Here is a 19,112-nt window from a genome sequence, read left to right on the forward strand (position 1 = left end):
CGCCGGCGCCGTCGTGATCCGCTTCAACCAATTCAGTCTTGCCCGCGGCACCAAGCCGCTTTTCGAACAGACCTCGTTCACGCTGAACCCCGGCGAAAAGGTCGGTCTCATCGGCGCGAACGGCGCGGGCAAATCGACCCTGTTCGCCGTGCTGCGCGGCGAACTGCACGCGGACGCCGGCGACTTCTCGCTGCCGCCGTCCTGGCGCATCGCCCACGTGGCACAGGAAACCCCGGCGGTCGACCGCACCGCGCTCGACTACGCGCTGGACGGCGACGCCGCGCTGCGCGAAATCGAGGCCCGCATCGCCGCTGCCTCGGCGGCGCACGACGGCGCGGCCGAAGCCGAAGCGCACGGCGCCTTTGCCGACGCCGACGGCTACACGGCACCCGCACGCGCCGAGGCGCTGCTGCTCGGCCTCGGCTTCACGCTGGAGCAAACACGCCAGCCCGTGGCGAGCTTTTCGGGCGGCTGGCGCATGCGCCTGAACCTCGCGCAGGCGCTCATGTGCCGCTCCGACCTGTTGCTGCTCGACGAACCCACGAACCACCTGGATCTGGACGCGATCGTCTGGCTCGAAGACTGGCTGCACCGCTATCCCGGCACGCTCGTCGTGATCTCGCACGACCGCGAATTCCTCGACTCGATCTGCAATGTCACGCTGCATCTGGAGAACCAGCAGGTCAAGCGCTACGGCGGCAATTACTCGCAGTTCGAGATCCTGCGCGCGCAACAAATGGCGCTCCAGCAAAGCGCGTATGAGAAGCAGCAGCGCACCGTCGCGCACCTGCAAAGCTTCATCGACCGTTTCAAGGCCAAGGCCACCAAGGCGCGCCAGGCGCAAAGCCGCGTGAAGGCGCTGGAAAAGATGGAGCTGATCGCGCCCGCGCACGCCAGTTCGCCGTTCACGTTCGAGTTCCGCACACCCGACTCCGCGCCCAATCCCATGCTCGTCATGGAGGACGTGCGCTGCGGCTATCGGGCCGACGACGGCAGCGAAACGCCCATCGTCGAGCGCGTCACGCTCTCGATCCAGAACGGCCAGCGTATCGGCCTGCTCGGCGCGAACGGCCAGGGCAAGTCCACGCTCATCAAGACGCTCGCGGGCACGCTCGCGGCGCTCTCCGGCGAGTCGCACACGGGCAAGGGTCTGCAGATCGGCTATTTCGCGCAGCATCAACTCGAAACGCTGCGCCCCGACGACTCGCCGCTCCAGCATCTCGCCCGGCTCGCGCCCGACACGCGCGAGCAGGAACTGCGCGACTTCCTCGGCGGCTTCAACTTCCCCGGCGAGATGGCCACGGCGGCCATCGCGCCGTTTTCGGGCGGCGAGAAGGCGCGTCTCGCGCTCGCGCTCATCATCTGGCAGAAGCCCAACCTGCTGCTGCTCGACGAGCCGACCAATCACCTCGACCTCGAAACGCGCCACGCGCTCACCATGGCGCTCGCCCAGTTCGAAGGCACGCTGATCCTCGTCTCGCACGACCGGCATTTGCTGCGCGCCACGACCGATCAGTTCATGCTGGTGGCGAAACACCGTCTGCAGCCGTTCGATGGCGACCTGGACGACTACCGCGACTGGCTGCTCCAGCATGCGGCCGAACACCGGGCGGCGCTCAAGGAGGCCGCTTCCGGCACGGCGAATGCGGCGGATGGCATCAACGCTGGAGATGGCGTCAATCGCAAGGAACAGCGCCGCCAGGAAGCGGAGCAGCGCCAGAAGGTTGCGCACCTGAAAAAGCCGTTACAGGCGAAAATCGGCAAGATCGAAAAGGAAATGGATGCGCTCAACGGTGAAAAGAGCACGCTCGACGCTTTCGTCGTCGACCCGGCAAGCTACGAGCCGGAGCAGAAGAGCCGCCTGACCGAAGCGATTCGCCGCCAGGCCGAAGTCGCCTCGCGCCTCGAAACGCTCGAAGCCGAATGGCTCGATGCGCACGAGGAACTCGAGCAGATCGGCTAGCGCACCGTTTAGTCACTATCGAGCCATTAGGCGCTTTCGCCAGGTATTTTCGCCATGGAGCCACGAGTGTCGTCACCCGCCGCATTGCAGGGCCTTCGCGTACTGGATCTGACCCGCCTTCTGCCCGGGCCCGTGGCCACTTTGCGGCTCGCGGAAATGGGCGCCGACGTCCTGAAAATCGAGCCGCCCGGCGCGGGCGACGCGGCGCGCGTGATGATGCAGAGCGCGGTGGACGAAGTGGCCGCGCGGCCCGGTGCGTTCTATCGCCTCGTCAATCGAGGCAAGCGCGAAACGCGAGTCGACTTGAAGACCGAGAGCGGCCGCTCGGTATTGTTCGCGCTGGCACGTGACGCCGACGTGCTGGTCGAAAGTTTCCGGCCCGGGGTGATGGACCGCCTCGGCGTAGGCTACGAGGCATTGCGCAAGGTCAATCCGAAACTCGTCTACTGCGCAATCACCGGCTACGGCACGACCGGCCCGTTTGCCGGCCATCCGGGTCACGACATCAACTATGTCGCCTATTCGGGCGTGCTGGACCAACTGGCCGCCCGCGACGGCACGCCGGTGCTGCCCAATTTTCAGATCGCCGACCTGCTCGGCGGCGCACTCAGCGCGGTCACCCAGATTCTCGCGGCGCTCTGGCATGTGGCACGTGGTGGCGAGGGCCGTTTCGTCGATGTTTCGATGGCGCACGCGAGCTACGCGCATAACGTGGTCGCCCAGGTCGCGCTAGCCAACGACGACGCCGCGGCGCTACAGCCAGGCGGCGGCCTGCTCAACGGCGGCGTGCCCTGCTACAACCTCTATCGCACGCAAGACGGGCGGTGGCTTGCGGTCGGCGCGCTCGAACTGAAGTTCTGGCAGACGCTGTGCCAGGCCATCGGCCGCGACGACTGGGCCGAGCGCCACTGGAGCCTTGGTCAGGCGATCGGCGGTGCCGATGCCGCCGCGCTCACACGCGAACTGGCGGCCGTTATCGAGTCGGAGTCGCTGCAGACCTGGATCGACCGTCTGGAGGCGATCGACACCTGTGTTTCGCCAGTCCTCACGCCGGGCGAGGCTTCGCGCCACCCCCTCTTCAATGCCGAAGTGCTGCAAGCCATGATGGACGAAATGGCAGCGAGGCAAACTCAACAATCCGTGCCGGGTTTGCAGGCGGCGCAGTTTCAGCCCGGCGGTTCAACGCATGGCGCGCATTCCGGCCAAACAGGGCAGACGGTCCCACCCAGTCAGCCCGCCCAACCCGGCCAGGGGGCGGACACGTCGGGCGCGCCTGGCGGCAAGAAACCTTTCACCTACGGTCCCTGGGGCTAATCGCCACGGCCCGCGCCGCATCACCCGTAAGCACGATGAAAAATGGGCGCCACGAGGCGCCCATTTTTCGTTTAGCGTCGCGGCAGCGTTTGCCGCGGCAGCCGCTCGTCGTCGTACATCACATACTTGCGGCCTTCCACGTGGTGCGCGATGGTGCTGCGCACCTCCGCCGCTGTCACGTCTTCCGCTACGACGCGGCGCGAAATGCGTCCGTCACCGTCGATCCATTCGACGATGCGGCACGTGCTTCCCCAGGGTTGCATGAGCGGCTCGGAAACCCGGCAGCCGCGCACGACGATCGAACGACCGTCGAAGGACGTATCAGTCTGTTTCAAGTCGCTATCCTTTCCGCTCGACACGGGTTGAACATCGCGCCAAGGATAGGGAAATCGCAGTCTGAAATGGTTACAGCCGGAACCAGGGTTGTTACCAATCGTTACGTGCCAGTACAAGCCATCCGCACTCGCGCGCCGTGCTCAATCCAGCTCGCGAACCCGGTCGATTGCTTCCTCGAGACGCTCCACGGCAATCACCTGTAAACCTTCGATCGGCTGTTTCGGCGCATTGGCGCGGGGAATCAGCGCGCATGAAAAACCGAGCTTCGCCGCTTCCTTCAGACGGTCCTGGCCACGTGGCGAGGGTCGGATCTCGCCGGCAAGGCCGACTTCGCCAAAAACGATCAGACCCTTGGGCAACGCCTTGTTACGCATCGAAGAGTGAATGGCGAGCAGCACGGCCAGATCCGCGGCCGGTTCCGTGATCTTCACGCCGCCCACGGCGTTGAGGAACACGTCCTGATCGAAACACGCAATACCGGCATGGCGATGCAGCACCGCCAGCAGCATCGCAAGCCGGTTTTGTTCGAGACCGACGGCGAGGCGCCGCGGATTCGGCACGTGCGCCGTGTCGACGAGCGCCTGCACCTCGACGAGCAGCGGCCGCGAGCCTTCCTGGGTCACGAGCACGCAGGAGCCCGGCACGCTCTGCTCGTGCTGCGAGAGAAAGAGCGCCGAGGGATTCGCGACGCCGCGCAGGCCCTTCTCGGTCATCGCGAACACGCCCAGTTCGTTGACCGCGCCGAAGCGGTTCTTGAACGCGCGCACGAGCCGGAACGACGAATGCGTGTCGCCTTCGAAATACAGCACGGTGTCGACGATGTGCTCCAGCACGCGCGGGCCCGCGAGATTACCCTCCTTCGTCACGTGCCCGACCATGATGATCGCCGTGCCCGACTGCTTGGCGATGCGCGTGAGCTGCGCCGCGCACTCGCGCACCTGCGCGACGGAGCCGGGCGCGGAAGTCAGCGCTTCGGAGTAGATCGTCTGGATCGAGTCGATGACCGCGACGTCGGGCTTCTCGACCTCGATCGTCGCCTGGATCTTTTCGAGCTGGATCTCGGCGAGCAGTTGCAGCTCGCTCGCCATGGAGCCCGGATCGAGCAGCGCCAGTCGTTGCGCGCGCAACGCGATCTGCGCGGCCGATTCTTCACCGCTTACATATAGCGCCCGACGCTCAGCCGCGATCTGCGCAAGCGACTGCAGCAGCAACGTCGATTTGCCGATGCCCGGATCGCCGCCGATCAGCACCACACCGCCCGCCACGAGACCGCCGCCCAGCACGCGGTCGAACTCGCCCACGCCGGTCGTGAAGCGCGGCACGTCGGACGCCTCGATATCGGCGAGACGCCGCACTGGGGCGCTCTTCGCGAGCGACTGGAAGCGGTGGCTGCTCGCCGTTTCGGCAACGCCTTCCACGAGCGTGTTCCACGCGCCGCATGCGGGGCACTGGCCTTGCCACTTGGGCGCCTGCCCGCCGCATTCGGTGCACGTATACAGTGTCTTGACCTTCGCCATGCTCTTTGCCATGGCGTTATTCGGCCCGCACGGGAACACGCGGCGCAACAGCGCACATCAGCTCGTAGCCGATCGTGCCACAGGCTTTCGCGACGTCGTCGATGGGCAAGTTGTTGCCCCACAGTTCCACGCGCGCGCCCACACCCGCGCTATGGACGGGCGTGAGGTCGACGGTGAGCATGTCCATGGAGACGCGGCCCACCACATGCGTGAGCACGCCGTCGACGATGATTGGCGTACCTTCGGGCGCGACGCGCGGATAGCCGTCGGCATAACCGCACGCCACCACGCCGATGCGCATGGGCTTGCGCGCCGTGAAGATCGAGCCGTAGCCAACGGTCTGCCCTTCGGCGACATGCTGCGTGGCGATGAGTTCAGAAGCGAGCGTCATGGCCGGCTGCAAGCCCACGCCTTCGAGCGCCGAGGAGAAGCCCGAAGGCGATGCGCCATAAAGGATGATGCCTGGGCGCACCCAGTCGAAGTGCGTAGAAGGATGCCAGAGCGTGGCCGCCGAATTGGCGAGACTGCGCGCGCCCGCAATGCCTTGCGCGCCGCGCTCGAACGTCGCCATCTGCTCGCTGACGCCACGCGGCGTGTCGGCGTCCGCGAAGTGCGTCATCAGCGTGATCTGGCCGATGCCCGCGCAAGCGCGCGCACGCTCCCATGCGGCGCGGTACTTCTCGGGCGTGTAGCCGAGCCGGTTCATGCCGCTGTTCATCTTGAGCTGAACGTTGACCGGCTTCGAGAGCCGCGCCATTTCGAGCATGCGCATCTGCTCGTCGCTATGCACGACGGTCGTGAGGCTGTAGCGGTCGATCACATCGATGTCGGTGGGCCGGAAAAAGCCTTCGAGCAGCAGGATCGGCCCTGCCCAGCCGAGTTCGCGCAGCTTCACGGCCTCCTCGAGGTCGAGCAGGCCGAAACCGTCGGTTGCGCGCAAGCCGGGAAACGCGCGCGCAAGCCCGTGCCCATAGGCGTTGGCCTTCACCACGGCCCAGATTTTCGACTTTGGCGCGTACTTGCGGACGACGGCGAGGTTGTTGGCGAGAGCGGCGGTGTGGATCGTTGCTGAGAGGGGGCGCGGCATGGGATATTTTTTCGCAAAGACGCTTTCGAATCAGGAGCTTACAGGGTGTTTTCAAAACCCCGCAGGCCCGCCCGACGGGCGCTCAAGGATTGTGCTAGTCCGGATGCACCTATTTTCGTGATATAAAGCCCTGCGCACAACCCATTTCGAACGTAATAAGCCCGGATGCCTCCCACCCGTCCGGGGCGGACGGACCGCAGCGAGGAAAGCATCGCATCAGATGAAAAAAGGCTTTTACACCATCATGGCCGCGCAGTTTTTTTCGTCGTTGGCCGACAATGCGCTCCTCATCGCCGCGATTGCACTGCTTAAAGATCTCAACGCCCCGAACTGGATGACGCCGCTGCTCAAGCTGTTCTTCGTCCTCTCCTACGTCGTTCTTGCCGCCTTCGTCGGCGCCTTCGCAGATTCCCGCCCCAAGGGCCGCGTGATGTTCATCACGAACACGATCAAGGTCGTGGGCTGCGCCATGATGCTGGCCGGCACCCACCCCTTGTTAGCCTATGGCGTAGTGGGTTTCGGCGCAGCGGCCTATTCGCCCGCCAAATACGGCATCCTCACCGAGCTGCTGCCGCCTGAGCGCCTCGTCGCCGCCAACGGCTGGATCGAAGGCACGACAGTCGGCTCGATCATTCTCGGCACCGTGCTCGGCGGCGCGTTGATCAGCCCCCACATCGCCTCGCACGTGCTGCGCCATACGCCCGCCGCGATCAGCACGCCCGCTGAAGCCGCGATGGTCGTAATCATGGTGATCTACGTCATCGCCGCCCTCTTCAACCTTCGCATTCCCGACACCGGCGCGCGCTACCCGCGCCAGCAGCACGGTGTCATCCGCCTCATCACCGATTTCGCCGACTGTTTCAACACGCTCTGGCGCGACAAGCTCGGCCAGATCTCGCTCGCGGTCACGACGCTCTTCTGGGGCGCGGGCGCGACGCTGCAATTCATCGTGCTCAAGTGGGCTGAAGTCTCGCTCGGCATGTCGCTCTCCGAAGGCGCGGTGCTCCAGGCCGTGGTGGCCGTGGGCGTGGCGGCCGGCGCCATGATCGCGGCCGCGCGCGTGCCGCTCAAGAAGTCGCTCTCGGTGCTGCCGGTCGGCATCATCATGGGTCTTGCCGTCATGCTCATGGCGTTCTACACGCGCCATCTCTTTCCGCCGCATTGGGGCCTGCATATCGGCCATATGCGCATTCCCGGCTACCTGATTTTTGCGTACATCTTCCTGATGGTCGTGGGCGGCCTCTCAGGCTTCTTCGTCGTGCCGATGAACGCGCTGCTCCAGCACCGCGGCCACGTGCTGCTCTCGGCCGGCCACTCCATCGCCGTACAGAATTTCAACGAGAATCTTTCGGTGCTCGTGATGCTGTGCCTCTACGCCGTGCTCGTCTGGCTCGACGTGCCGGTGACCATCGTGATCGTGCTGTTCGGCACGTTCGTCTGTCTGATGATGTGGTTTGTGATGCGCCGTCATCAGGCGAATCAACGCTCGTTCGACTCGGTCGCGCTGATCGGCGAAAATCACAGGCATTGATGGGCGCCGGTCCGGAGGCAATCCGGCCGCCACGTCTGCTGAATCGATCCTTTCTCGCGCACGCGCGGCGGGGCTGTTCAACCCAGCCGCGCGCGACGCGCACCTGACGCTGCCATGACTTCACCGATTTTCAACGTTCTCACGATCGCCGGCTCCGACTCGGGCGGCGGTGCGGGCATTCAGGCCGACCTCAAGGCGTTCTCCGCGCTCGGCGCTTACGGCGCGAGCGTCATCACCGCGCTCACCGCGCAGAACACACGCGGCGTCACCGCGATCCACGCGCCCGACGCGGCTTTTGTCACCGCGCAGCTCGACGCTGTGTTCGACGACATCCGCATCGACGCCGTGAAGATCGGCATGCTCGCCAACGCGCAGATCGTGCGCGCCGTCGCCGATGCGCTGCGTCGCCACAAACCGGCGCGCGTCGTGCTAGACACCGTGATGATCTCGAAGAGCAACCATGCGCTGCTGGCGCCCGAAGCGGTCGCCGCACTGCGCGAGGAACTACTGCCGCTAGCGGGCGTCGTCACGCCGAATCTGCCCGAAGCCGCGGCGCTGCTCGGTGTACCACCTGCTGCCGATGAAGCCGCCATGGTCGAGCAAGGCGAAGCGCTGCGCGCGCTCGGTGCGCAGGCGGTGCTGATGAAAGGCGGGCATCTGGGCAGCGCGGACAGCCCGGACTGGCTCATCGAAGCCGGCGGCACGCTGCGCCTCGCCGGCCCGCGCGTGCCGGTCACGAATACGCACGGCACGGGCTGCACGCTCTCTTCCGCGATTGCCGCATTGTGGCCGCAGCACGGCGCACTTGCGCCCGCCGTTGGCGAAGCCAAGCAATATCTGACGGCGGCGCTGGAGGCCAGTGAACGGCTCGACGTCGGTCATGGCGTCGGGCCCGTGCATCACTTCTGGCGCTGGTGGTGAGCGTGCTTTCGCACGCTCATCGACGGGCAACTCATTGACGTGAAAATGCCGCGGCGCGCGCGGGCCAGTCGTCGGGAACGATGAAGCCGCGCGAGCGTTCGCGGTAGCCGCCTGTGCTGTCGGCGGTGAATGCCGCGACCAGCACGGGATCGTCTGGCCTGGCTAGTGCGGCGACCAGCGCGTCGGGGTCGACTGGTGGCGCGACGGCCATGTGTGCGTTGATTTGCACAGCGTCCAGGTTTCGCGGCGCGAGCCACGCGAGTCTCGGCAACGCACTCCACCCATCGGCAGCCTGCTGCCGCGCGAATGCCTGCCAATCCGAGCGCGTCACCCACCAGCCGCGCCCATGATCGGCGGCAAGCTCAACAGCGTCTTCCACCTGAGACGGCGCCGCCTCTCCCACCCGGTAGAAAAGCCAGCCCTTCACAAACATCTGCGCGAGCCACTGGCCTTCGTAACCGAGCGAGGCAAATTCTTCACGCGCGCTTAAACGCAGTTGACGATCGCGCAGATGCGTCAGCTTGAGATCGAAGCGATCGCGCAAATTCGGGCCGACAAATTCGGCGAGCGATGCGCGTGTGCCGCCGCCCGGTCCTGCGTGCAGGTAGCACTTCACCGCCAGTTCCCAATGCAGGCGCTCACCGGCACGCGTTCGCACGAGAAAATCGCACTCGCCGAGCGTTAATCCCTCGCTCCGCAGCGGCACATTCTGTGCGACGAGCTGCGCCGCGGGTCCATTCGCGAGAAACCATCCCAGCAGATTTTCGGCGTAGCGCCCGAGGCGATGCGTCGGCGCGGCCATGAGCGCTTCATGCAAACGCGCCGGGTCGCGATCGAGTTGCGCGAGCCAGTCGCGCGTGGCTTGGTCTTCGTCGGCGTCGGCGCACCATTGCGCCAGCGGAGCGAGCGGTGGTTGCGAGCGCAACAGATCGGCGCTGAAGAGCAGCCACGCGAGATCGCGCACGGCAGGATCGGTAAGGCGATCGATTACGTCTTGGTTTGCGCAAGTGCCGGGCACGCGCTCCGACCCGGCATCATGCCGCGGCCCGCCGTCGCCCCCGGCACAGTTGGCGCCGGATACGTCCGCGGGCCGCGCGGCGTTCATCGCTCGCCGCCGGATGCCGCGCGCCACGTGTCGCGCGCGAGACAGAGGTCGGTCCAGGCCTTCGCCTTGTCCTGCAGGCTGCGCAGCAGATACGCGGGGTGGTAAGTGACGATGACGGGCACACCCTCGTACTCGTGAACGCGTCCGCGCAGCGACGCGATGCTGCCGTCGGTCTTCAGCAGGCTCTGCGCCGCGAAGCGCCCGAGCGCGACGATGATCTTCGGCTTCACGAGCGCCACCTGACGCTGCAGATACGGCTCGCAGCGCGCAACTTCGTCGGGCTCCGGATTGCGGTTGCCAGGCGGGCGGCACTTGATGACGTTCGCGATATAGACGTTCTCGCCGCGCGCGAGCGAGAGCGCGCGCAGCATGTTGTCGAGCAGCTTGCCGGCCTGCCCGACGAAGGGCTCGCCCTGGCGGTCTTCGTTCTCGCCGGGCGCCTCGCCGATCAGCATCCAGTCGGCCTCGCGATCGCCTACGCCGAACACGGTGTTGGTGCGTTTCTCGCAGAGACGGCAGTGTGTGCATGAGGCCACGCGCTCGGCAAGCGTTTCCCAGTCGAGCGTCGCGACGTCGCTGCGCGGTGCGCCGCTCGCCTGAGCGAGTTCGGCGTCGGGTGGCAAAACCGGCTGGGCCACTGAGTCGAACCAGGCGAAATCGTCGTCGGTCGGGGGCGGCGGTTCGTCGGATGAATGCGGTGCGGGCTTCGCGGGCGAAGCGGCGCGCGCGGCGGGTTGCGGTGCTGGCGACAGCTCTGCGGCGGCCGGACGGGCCGCCTCGACTGCGGGCGGCACAGGCGCCTCGGTTTCGGCGCGCGCCACGGCGGGCGACAGCGCAACGGCCTCATCTTCACGAGCCGCGTCGAGCGGCGCTCCTGCGCTTGCCCCTTTGCGCACCCAGCGCGGCGCGAGCCCAAGCTCCTCCAGCGCGATTTCATCGAGCGACATCCGCGCCCTCCCCTGCAAAAGAAAAACGCATCACGAGTGCGTCCTCGCGGCTGTGATGCCGGGCCGGATAGTAGTTCTTGCGGCGGCCGATCGTGACGAAGCCGAACTGTTCGTAGAGCCGGATTGCCCGGTGATTCGAAGGCCGGACTTCGAGCAGCAAGCCTTCGAGGCCTTGCGTGTGCGCAATGCGTACCGCTTCGCGCAGCATCGCGAGCCCCGCGCCCGCGCCCTGCGCCAGAGGCGCAACGCACAGATTCAGCAGGTGCATCTCGTCGACCACGGGCATCAGCACGCAATAGCCGATCAGCGTGCCGGTGACGTGGCGCATGCACAGACCGTAGTAGCCGTTGCGCAGCGAGTCCTCGAAGTTGCCGCGCGACCACGGGAACTCATACGCCGAGCGCTCGACGATCGCAACTTCGTCCAGGTCGCTTTCGGTCATCGGCGACAGGTAGCGGTCGGTCATGAGCACGCCGCTCATCGCGTGCCCTCGCCACCCGCGCCACCCTGGGCGGCGGCCTTCGCGGCGAGCCGCTCGGCCGTAGTCTGCGCGACCTTGTTGCGCACGTATTCAGGCGCGGCCTGATCGGCGGGTTGCGTGCGGCCCGCGCGATACGCGCGCAACGCCGCATGCGCGAGCGGCAGCGCGTGCGGGAGCGCCTCGGCGTCGATCGTGCGCGCGGCGGCAGCGGCGGCGAGGCGAGCGCCGAAAGCGGCAGCGGCATTGCCCGCCAGCGTGAACGGCGCACCGGGCGCGGCGATGTGCTCCGGCGCGTCGAGCGATGCCGCCTGCAGCGTGCGCCAGTCGCCCCCCGCGGCGTCCCATTCGTAATCGGCCCAGTAGGCTTCGTCCATGCGCGCGTCGAGCGCGGCCAGCACGCGGGTGACAGCGGGATCGCGCAGCCGCGCGCTCTCCGCGCACACGAGCAGCGTGCCCACCGGCACCACGGGGATATCGAGGCCGAACGCGAGCCCCTGAGCCACGCCCGTCGCCGTGCGCAGCCCCGTAAAGGAACCCGGGCCCGCTCCAAACGCAATCGCGTCGCAGTCGGCAAGCGAAAGACCCGCTTCGTCGAACAATTCGCCGATTGCCGGCAGAAGGCGCGTACTGGAGACGGCGCCGGTGGCTTCGTGGCGCACCCAGACGCTGACTTCCGAGCGCGATCCGGAAGCGCTCTCGCCGCCAGTGGAGGGAGAACGATCTGCGCCGCCAGGGGCGACGCGAAGCAGCGCGACCGAACAGTATTCGGTCGAAGTATCGAGGGCAAGCAGCACAGTTTCGGTCATGAGCGCTATTGTAATGCCCCGCCCCCCACGCGGGCCCACGGCTCTCGCCATCGGGCGCATCCGCGGGCGTCACGGCCTCTTTTGGCGCATCCGTGCCCGGCACAAGTGGAGGAATCGCTCCAGCTTTTCCGGGGTTCGCGCTGCTACCATCGGCGCGCTGACCTGAACCAACATGCGGAGGAAACAACGATGAGCGACGTGAACACGCAGTTCGCCCAAGCCCAGCAAGACGTGCAGCTATTGCCCGAGCGCCCCGGCAACCTGACGCTGCTGCGCCTCTATGCACTCTTCAAGCAGGCCACCGAAGGCGACGTGCACGGCGACAAGCCCGGCTTCACCGACATCGTCGGCAAGTACAAGTACGAAGCGTGGGCCGCGCTGCAGGGCACGGCGCAGGACGCTGCCAAACAGCAGTATGTCGAGCTCGTCGAATCGCTCAAGAGCGGCGCCACGAACTGAGCCCGCGCGATTGAAAATGCGCGCGTGACGAGCCAGCGCTCCCCGGTCTGCTGCGTCACGCTGCCGCGCCCGCAGCTTTGCGGTGCGTCGCTCTGGCGCGCCGCAACAAAACGAGATATACTGCGTGCTGCGTTGCGCTCCGGTCGCTCGTTCGATCAGCACAACGCCTCGTAGCGTTAAGCTCCAATCCAGTTTAGAACCTGTCCCCTCCTGCCGTGGCCCTGTTTTCGGGCCGTCAAGTATCAGGCTGGCGACTGGCCAATCCCGGCCAAAGTCGCACCCAAAACAGCTTCTAACGAAAAAAATCCGCCCTTACGTGGTGCGGATTGCCCCCGTTTTTCGATTTGTTCGCAAAATCCGACGACTTGGGTATGCCGATTGGCGCCGACGTTCTATTTCCTGTGTAACAAGGATTTTCATGACTTCGAGCAATACCCAAAGCCCCCTGGACGCAATCGCCGATCAGGCCCTCGGTCTTCCCGCCGCCGCCGACGCTTCCGCTGAAGCCCCCGCGCAGGCCGCCGATGCTACCGACGGTTCGGCATTCGCGTCGCTCGGTCTGTCGCCGGAGATCGTCTCCGCGCTGATCGCAGCGGGCTACAAGGCCCCGACGCCCGTACAGGAACGCGCCATTCCTGTCGCCATCGCCGGCCGCGACCTGCTGGTCTCGAGCCCGACCGGTTCGGGCAAGACCGCGGCATTCATGCTGCCCGCCATCGAGCGCTTCGCGCAGATCCAGAAGGCCCAGGCTGCCCAGCCGCGCGAGCCGCGCCCGCAAGGTGCGAACGGCTCGCAAGGCGATCGCCGCCAGCGCCGTCCGCAGCCCGTGGCACGCCCCGGTCTCCTCGTCCTCACGCCCACGCGTGAGCTCGCGATGCAGGTGACCACGGCCGCTTCGACGTACGGCCAGCACCTGCGCCGTCTGCGCACGGTGAGCATTCTCGGCGGCGTGGCCTACGGTCAGCAGCTGATGCTGCTTGCGAAGAACCCCGAGATTCTCGTGGCGACGCCGGGCCGTCTGCTCGATCACCTCGAGCGCGGCCGTATCGACCTGTCCGAACTCAAGATGCTCGTGCTCGACGAAGCCGACCGCATGCTCGACATGGGCTTCATCGACGACATCGACACGATCGTCGCCGCTACGCCGGAAACGCGTCAGACGATGCTGTTCTCGGCCACGCTCGACGGCAAGATCGCTTCGATCACCGGCCGTCTGCTGAAGGACCCGGAGCGTATCGAGATCGTGCGCAAGGTCGAAGCGAACTCGAACATCGCGCAAACCGTGCACTACGTGGACGACCGCGATCACAAGGATCGTCTGCTGGACCACCTGCTGCGTGCCGAGAGCCTCGACCAGGCCATCGTGTTCACCGCAACGAAGATGGACGCCGACCAGCTCGCCGGCAAGCTTGCCGACGCTGGCTTCGAAAGCGCCGCGCTGCACGGCGACCTGCCGCAAGGCGCGCGTAACCGCACGATCCGTGCGCTGCGCGAGCGCCGCGTGCGCGTGCTCGTCGCGACCGACGTCGCGGCGCGCGGCATCGACATCCCCGGCATTACGCACGTGTTCAACTACGACCTGCCGAAGTTCGCCGAAGACTACGTGCACCGTATCGGCCGTACCGGCCGTGCAGGCCGCTCGGGTGTGGCGGTGAGCCTCGTGCATCACGCCGAGCAAGGCGCGCTCAAGCGCATCGAGCGCTTCGTGCGCTCGCCGCTGCCCGTGAACGTCGTGGAAGGCTTCGAGCCGCGCAAGGCGCCGCCGGCTAACCGCGGCTTTGGCGGCCGCGGCCGTCCGGGCGGTGGCAACGGCGGTGGCCGTCGCTTCGGCAACGGTGGCGGCAATGGCAAGCCGGGTGGCTACGGCGCCCGTGGCGGCAATGGTGGCAACAACGGCGGCGGCGATCGCAACGGCAACAGCTGGGGCAACAAGCCGGAAGGCTCGCGCGGCGGCTACGGCGCCCGCGAAGGCGGCTACGGTTCGCGTGAAGGCGGCTTTGGCGGCGGCTCGCGCAATGGCGAAGGCAACCGCGGCGGCTACGGCCAGCAACGCGAAGGCTACGGCCGCTCGCGCGAAGGCGGTGGCGGCTACGGCGCGCGCCGTAACGACGGCCCGCGTGGCGCACGTCGCGACAGCTAAATAGTCGATTAGCGGCGCATGGCGCGGCCTTTGAGCCGCCCCACCGCCGCAGCGAAATGCTCAGGACCGGTGCTCAGGCACCGGTCTTTTTTTATCTTCGCGCAAATTTCACGATATGAAAAATTTTTTTGCTTCGTAAAAAATCGTGCTGCGTGGCACAAAGGGACCTATTGCAAGATGGAAAATAGTTTTTCACATCGCAAAACACGTCATATAACGCGATGATTTTATTGAAATAAAAAACGCCGAAAAAGCCTGTTGGCTGTCTGTTGCCGGCCGACCGATTTGCCTAGACTCTTATATAAGAGTTCGCGAAACGAAGCACCCTAAAGTCAGCACCCGGCGCCTTCGTTTCACGAGATTCAGCGGTTCAGGAGTTTCGTTTCAGCGATCCACTTATCAGGCAAACGAAGGAGCACACCATGTCGACTCGTCAACAGCAGGCCCAGCAGCTCCAACAGCAATGGGAAACCGATCCGCGCTGGAAGGGCATCAAGCGCAACTACACCGCTGATGACGTGGTGCGCCTGCGCGGCTCGATCCAGCCCGAGCACACGCTTGCGAAGCACGGCGCCGAAAAGCTCTGGCAAGGCGTGAACAACGAGCCGTTCATCAACGCACTGGGCGCGCTCACGGGCAACCAGGCCATGCAGCAGGTCAAGGCCGGCCTCAAGGCGATCTACCTCTCGGGCTGGCAAGTCGCCGGCGACGCCAACCTCGCCGGCGAAATGTACCCGGACCAGTCGCTCTACCCCGCCAACTCGGTGCCGCAAGTGGTCAAGCGTATCAACAACACGCTCACCCGCGCCGACCAGATCCAGTGGTCCGAAGGCAAGAACCCGGGCGACGAAGGCTACACCGACTTCTTCCAGCCGATCGTGGCCGACGCTGAAGCGGGCTTCGGCGGCGTGCTCAACGCGTTCGAACTGATGAAGGCGATGATCGAAGCGGGTGCTGCCGGCGTCCACTTCGAAGACCAGCTCGCCTCGGTGAAGAAGTGCGGCCACATGGGCGGCAAGGTGCTCGTGCCGACGCGCGAGAACATCGCCAAGCTCACGGCCGCGCGTCTGGCTGCCGACGTCTGCGGCGTGCCGACCGTGCTGCTCGCCCGCACCGACGCGGAAGCCGCGGACCTCGTCACATCCGACATCGACGAGAACGACCGCCCGTTCCTGACCGGCGAGCGCACCGTGGAAGGCTTCTTCCGCACGAAGAACGGCCTCGAGCAGGCCATCTCACGCGGTCTCGCCTACGCGCCGTACGCCGACATGATCTGGTGCGAAACGGGCAAGCCGGATCTGGAGTTCGCGAAGAAGTTCGCCGAAGCGATCCACAAGCAGTTCCCGGGCAAGCTCCTCTCGTACAACTGCTCGCCGTCGTTCAACTGGAAGAAGAACCTCGACGACGCGACGATCGCCAGGTTCCAGCGCGAGCTGGGCGCGATGGGCTACAAGTTCCAGTTCATCACGCTCGCGGGCTTCCACTCGCTCAACTACTCGATGTTCAACCTCGCGCACGGCTATGCACGCCAGAACATGAGCGCGTTCGTCGAACTCCAGCAGGCCGAGTTTGCCGCCGCCGAAAAGGGCTTCACCGCGGTGAAGCATCAGCGCGAAGTGGGCACCGGCTACTTCGACGCGGTGACGCAGACGGTCGAGCGCGACGCCTCGACCACGGCGCTGCACGGTTCGACCGAAGACGAGCAGTTCTTCGACAAGAAGGTGGCATAAGACCACCGGCAGCAACGGCAGTATCGCCAGGATCGGCACGACCGGCGGCGCAAGCCGCCGCGCCCGGACCGGCAGCCGGCACGCGTACCTTGGCGGGGCGCGCCGGCCGCCTGCCGGCGCGCGTGCCGCGAGGCGTTTCAGGGAGGAAGCGGTAGAGGACACAGGCCTCGCGTGCTGGACAGAATCCGGCCCGTGGCTCGCCCAGCCAACGCACCGGGCGGGCATGGCCTTGTGCTTCTTCGCGAATCTATCGGAAAGCGCCCGCCTTGACTGGCGCCTGAAATCCGTAACACCCGCATCACACAAGCCTAGCGATACACGATCACCGGAATCTTCGTATGGGTGAGCACGCGCTGCGTCTCGCTGCCGATCAGCAGGCTGCCAAGCCCGCGACGCCCGTGCGAGGCCATGAAGATGACATCGCAGCCGCCGGATTCGGCGGCTTCGATAATGCCGAGATACGGCGATGGATGCACGCTCGTACGGCTGTCGCACGCGACGCCCGCGTTGCGCGCCGCCGCCTCGATTTCGTCCAGATGCACGCGCGCCTCTCGCTCACTGCGCGTCTGGAAGTCGCCGGGCGGCTCGATCACCACGTCGGCATAAGGCGAGTACGGATATTGCGGCAGACACGCGTAGGCCGTGACGCGCGCACCCACCGTGCGTGCGAGGTCGATCGCGCCGTCGATCGCTTTCTTGGACAACTCCGAACCGTCGGTCGGAACGAGGATGTGCTTGAACATGGCGCCCTCCGTGGTCTGTCGGAATACGGGCAAGTCAGGAGTCAAAGCCACGGGTCAAAACGCGGGGCAATCACTCAGAGCCGGCGTCTCGCGCGGGCGAGCGCCTCGACCCTCAGGTCGATTGTAGTGCGCGAAAAATCGACGCAAGCCGTGCGTGCGGGTCAACCCGCATATCGGAAACGCGCACCCCTATCCCCAGTAACCGGGTTGGCCGTAGGTATGCTTGAGATAGTCGAGAAAGAGGCGCACGCGCAGCGGCAAATGGCGGCGCTGCGGAAACACGGCATGAATGCCGATCGGCGGCGCGGCGAATGCGTCGAGCACGGTCGCGAGCCGGCCCGCCGCAATGTCCCCGCCGACTTCCCACCACGAGCGCCACGCCAGACCGTGGCCCGCGAGACACCACTCGTGCAGCACCGCGCCGTCGGAGCATTCCATCGTGCCCGCCACGCGAATCGACACCACCTTGCCGTCCTGCTGAAACGCCCAGCCGCGCTGCTGGTTCAGGCTCGCGCCAAAGGCGAGGCAGTTGTGGCGCGCAAGGTCGGCGGGCGTTTCGGGCTCGCCGCGGCGCGACAGATACGCGGGCGCCGCCACGCACACGCGCCGGTTCTCGCCGAGCTTGAGCGACACGAGGGACGAGTCGGGCAATTCGCCCAGGCGCACGGCGCAATCGAAGCCTTCGTTGACCAGATCGACGAGCCGGTCCGACAGATCGAGTGCGATGCTCACGTCCGGATGCGCGACCGTGAAATCGGGCACGAGCGGCGCGACGTGCCGCCGCCCGAAGCCTGCCGGCGCGGACACGCGCAGGTGCCCGCTCGCTTTCACCCCGCCCTCGGACACGCTCGCCTCGGCGTTCTGCATGTCGTGGATGATGCGCTGGCAGTCCTCGAGGAACGCCGACCCTTCGAACGTGAGCGTGATGCGCCGCGTAGTGCGCACGAGCAGCTTCACGCCGAGGCGCTCCTCGAGCGCATCGATGCGCCGTCCGATGATGGCGGGCGCCACGCCCTCGGCCTGGGCGGCGGCGGAAAGGCTGCCCTTGGCGGCGACGGTAACGAAGGTCTCGATCTGCTTGAAGCGGTCCATCGGCGGGCCCTGCACGCATTGGGCGACAGAAACAGTGGAAAAGAGAAGGCAAGCCGACAGATTAGGTGGGTAAAAGTAAAAGATCAAGTGATCAATCCCGCCTTTTTCAGTGATACGACTCATGAATACAATCGACCTCGACCTCTGAAGACGGAGTGCAAGGCTATGTCGGCCACAACGACACCATCGACAACACGATTTCCCAAGGCAGTGATCTTCGACGCGTACGGCACGCTCTTCGACGTGCATTCGGTCGTCGCTGCCGCCGAGCAGATGTTCCCCGGCCAGGGCGAAGCGCTCTCGCAGCTCTGGCGTCTGAAGCAGATCGAATACACGCAGCTGCGCACGCTCTCCGACCCGGCCGGCGCACGCTACCGCCCGTTCTGGGACATCACGCTCGACGCGCTGCGTTACGCCGCGCGCCGCCTGAACCTGCCGCTCACGGGCGCGGGCGAAAAACGTCTCATGGACGAATACGCCTGCCTCTCGGCGTTCCCCGACGTGCTGCCCGTGCTGCGCCGCCTGCGCGAGCCCCGCGAAGACGGCACACGCATGGGCCTTGCGATCCTCTCGAACGGCAATCCGCAGATGCTCGACATCGCGGTGAAGAGCGCCGGCATGAGCGGCCTCTTCGACCACGTGCTTTCGGTCGATGCCGTGCGCGCCTATAAGCCGGCCGCCGCCGCGTATTCGCTCGGCACGGCCGCCTTCGACGCCGCGCCGCACGACATGGTGTTCGTGTCGTCGAACGGCTGGGACGCCGCGGGCGCCGGCTGGTTCGGCTACACCACGTTCTGGATCAACCGCCAGCGACTGCCTGCCGAAGAGCTCGGCGTGGCGCCGCACGGCACTGGCGGCGGCTTGGCAGAACTCGCCGCCTTTCTCGAAACCGCTGCGCCCGAAAAGCCAAGCCGCCCTCGCCTCAGCCCAGGCGCGTGAC

Annotated in this window: 17 protein-coding genes; 8 read left to right on the plus strand and 9 right to left on the minus strand. The window is 66.0% G+C overall.

Annotated features, from left to right (window positions below; all coding sequences use genetic code 11):
- Nucleotides 1-13 precede the first annotated feature (13 nt).
- Nucleotides 14-1,963, plus strand: coding sequence for an ATP-binding cassette domain-containing protein (locus VSR72_RS12865; protein WP_342952746.1), 1,950 nt, complete (start codon nucleotides 14-16; stop codon nucleotides 1,961-1,963).
- A 66-nt stretch (nucleotides 1,964-2,029) separates the two neighbouring features.
- Complete coding sequence (locus VSR72_RS12870) at nucleotides 2,030-3,277, plus strand: CaiB/BaiF CoA-transferase family protein (protein WP_342952747.1); 1,248 nt, start codon at nucleotides 2,030-2,032, stop codon at nucleotides 3,275-3,277.
- Between the two features lie 71 nt (nucleotides 3,278-3,348).
- On the opposite strand, the gene VSR72_RS12875 is transcribed toward VSR72_RS12870, so the two are convergent.
- From VSR72_RS12875 to alr, 3 genes are all read right to left on the minus strand, one after another.
- Nucleotides 3,349-3,612 (minus strand): DUF2866 domain-containing protein, encoded by a 264-nt coding sequence (locus tag VSR72_RS12875; RefSeq protein WP_201697171.1) that lies wholly within the window; start codon nucleotides 3,610-3,612, stop codon nucleotides 3,349-3,351.
- Nucleotides 3,613-3,753: 141 nt separating this feature from the next.
- Nucleotides 3,754-5,130: a DNA repair protein RadA gene (gene radA / locus VSR72_RS12880; protein WP_342952970.1), complete on the minus strand. Its 1,377-nt coding sequence runs from the start codon at nucleotides 5,128-5,130 to the stop codon at nucleotides 3,754-3,756.
- Nucleotides 5,131-5,146: 16 nt separating this feature from the next.
- The gene (gene alr, locus VSR72_RS12885; protein WP_342952748.1) at nucleotides 5,147-6,217 is read right to left on the minus strand and encodes an alanine racemase; all 1,071 of its coding nucleotides are present in this window, start codon (nucleotides 6,215-6,217) and stop codon (nucleotides 5,147-5,149) included.
- 220 nt (nucleotides 6,218-6,437) lie between these two features.
- On the opposite strand from alr, the gene lplT reads away from it, so the two are divergent.
- Nucleotides 6,438-7,748 carry a lysophospholipid transporter LplT gene (lplT, locus tag VSR72_RS12890; RefSeq protein WP_342952749.1) on the plus strand — a complete coding sequence of 437 codons (1,311 nt, stop codon included), beginning with the start codon at nucleotides 6,438-6,440 and terminating at the stop codon, nucleotides 7,746-7,748.
- 114 nt (nucleotides 7,749-7,862) lie between these two features.
- On the plus strand, nucleotides 7,863-8,669 hold the full coding sequence (gene thiD, locus VSR72_RS12895; RefSeq protein ID WP_342952750.1) for a bifunctional hydroxymethylpyrimidine kinase/phosphomethylpyrimidine kinase: 807 nt from the start codon (nucleotides 7,863-7,865) through the stop codon (nucleotides 8,667-8,669).
- A 31-nt stretch (nucleotides 8,670-8,700) separates the two neighbouring features.
- Here thiD and VSR72_RS12900 read toward each other — a convergent pair whose 3' ends face one another.
- The 4 genes from VSR72_RS12900 to tsaB all read right to left on the minus strand — a co-directional run bounded on the left by VSR72_RS12900 (nucleotide 8,701) and on the right by tsaB (nucleotide 12,008).
- Nucleotides 8,701-9,633 carry a DUF1853 family protein gene (locus VSR72_RS12900; protein WP_342952751.1) on the minus strand — a complete coding sequence of 311 codons (933 nt, stop codon included), beginning with the start codon at nucleotides 9,631-9,633 and terminating at the stop codon, nucleotides 8,701-8,703.
- A gap of 137 nt (nucleotides 9,634-9,770) precedes the next feature.
- Nucleotides 9,771-10,721: a uracil-DNA glycosylase gene (locus VSR72_RS12905; RefSeq protein WP_342952752.1), complete on the minus strand. Its 951-nt coding sequence runs from the start codon at nucleotides 10,719-10,721 to the stop codon at nucleotides 9,771-9,773.
- Nucleotides 10,708-11,202, minus strand: coding sequence for a ribosomal protein S18-alanine N-acetyltransferase (gene rimI, locus VSR72_RS12910; RefSeq protein WP_342952753.1), 495 nt, complete (start codon nucleotides 11,200-11,202; stop codon nucleotides 10,708-10,710). The genes VSR72_RS12905 and rimI overlap by 14 nt, the downstream gene beginning before the upstream one ends.
- Nucleotides 11,199-12,008 carry a tRNA (adenosine(37)-N6)-threonylcarbamoyltransferase complex dimerization subunit type 1 TsaB gene (tsaB, locus tag VSR72_RS12915; RefSeq protein WP_342952754.1) on the minus strand — a complete coding sequence of 270 codons (810 nt, stop codon included), beginning with the start codon at nucleotides 12,006-12,008 and terminating at the stop codon, nucleotides 11,199-11,201. The genes rimI and tsaB overlap by 4 nt, the downstream gene beginning before the upstream one ends.
- Before the next feature lie 189 nt (nucleotides 12,009-12,197).
- On the opposite strand from tsaB, the gene VSR72_RS12920 reads away from it, so the two are divergent.
- The 3 genes from VSR72_RS12920 to aceA all read left to right on the plus strand — a co-directional run bounded on the left by VSR72_RS12920 (nucleotide 12,198) and on the right by aceA (nucleotide 16,337).
- Entirely contained in the window at nucleotides 12,198-12,467 is a 270-nt protein-coding gene (locus VSR72_RS12920; protein WP_342952755.1) for an acyl-CoA-binding protein, read from the plus strand.
- Between the two features lie 418 nt (nucleotides 12,468-12,885).
- On the plus strand, nucleotides 12,886-14,607 hold the full coding sequence (locus VSR72_RS12925) for a DEAD/DEAH box helicase (protein WP_342952756.1): 1,722 nt from the start codon (nucleotides 12,886-12,888) through the stop codon (nucleotides 14,605-14,607).
- A gap of 422 nt (nucleotides 14,608-15,029) precedes the next feature.
- Nucleotides 15,030-16,337, plus strand: a complete 1,308-nt coding sequence (aceA, locus tag VSR72_RS12930; protein WP_342952757.1) for an isocitrate lyase — start codon at nucleotides 15,030-15,032, stop codon at nucleotides 16,335-16,337.
- Between the two features lie 308 nt (nucleotides 16,338-16,645).
- On the opposite strand, the gene VSR72_RS12935 is transcribed toward aceA, so the two are convergent.
- A complete protein-coding gene (locus tag VSR72_RS12935) occupies nucleotides 16,646-17,080 on the minus strand; it encodes a universal stress protein (protein ID WP_342952758.1) in 435 nt (144 codons plus the stop codon).
- Between the two features lie 189 nt (nucleotides 17,081-17,269).
- On the minus strand, nucleotides 17,270-18,172 hold the full coding sequence (locus VSR72_RS12940; protein WP_342952759.1) for a LysR family transcriptional regulator: 903 nt from the start codon (nucleotides 18,170-18,172) through the stop codon (nucleotides 17,270-17,272).
- Between the two features lie 165 nt (nucleotides 18,173-18,337).
- On the opposite strand from VSR72_RS12940, the gene VSR72_RS12945 reads away from it, so the two are divergent.
- Nucleotides 18,338-19,111, plus strand: a complete 774-nt coding sequence (locus VSR72_RS12945) for a haloacid dehalogenase type II (protein WP_342952760.1) — start codon at nucleotides 18,338-18,340, stop codon at nucleotides 19,109-19,111.
- The last annotated feature ends 1 nt before the right edge of the window (nucleotide 19,112 follow it).

It is taken from the genome of Paraburkholderia sp. JHI869, from assembly GCF_038900775.1.
In the GTDB taxonomy this organism is placed as follows: Bacteria; Pseudomonadota; Gammaproteobacteria; order Burkholderiales; family Burkholderiaceae; genus Paraburkholderia.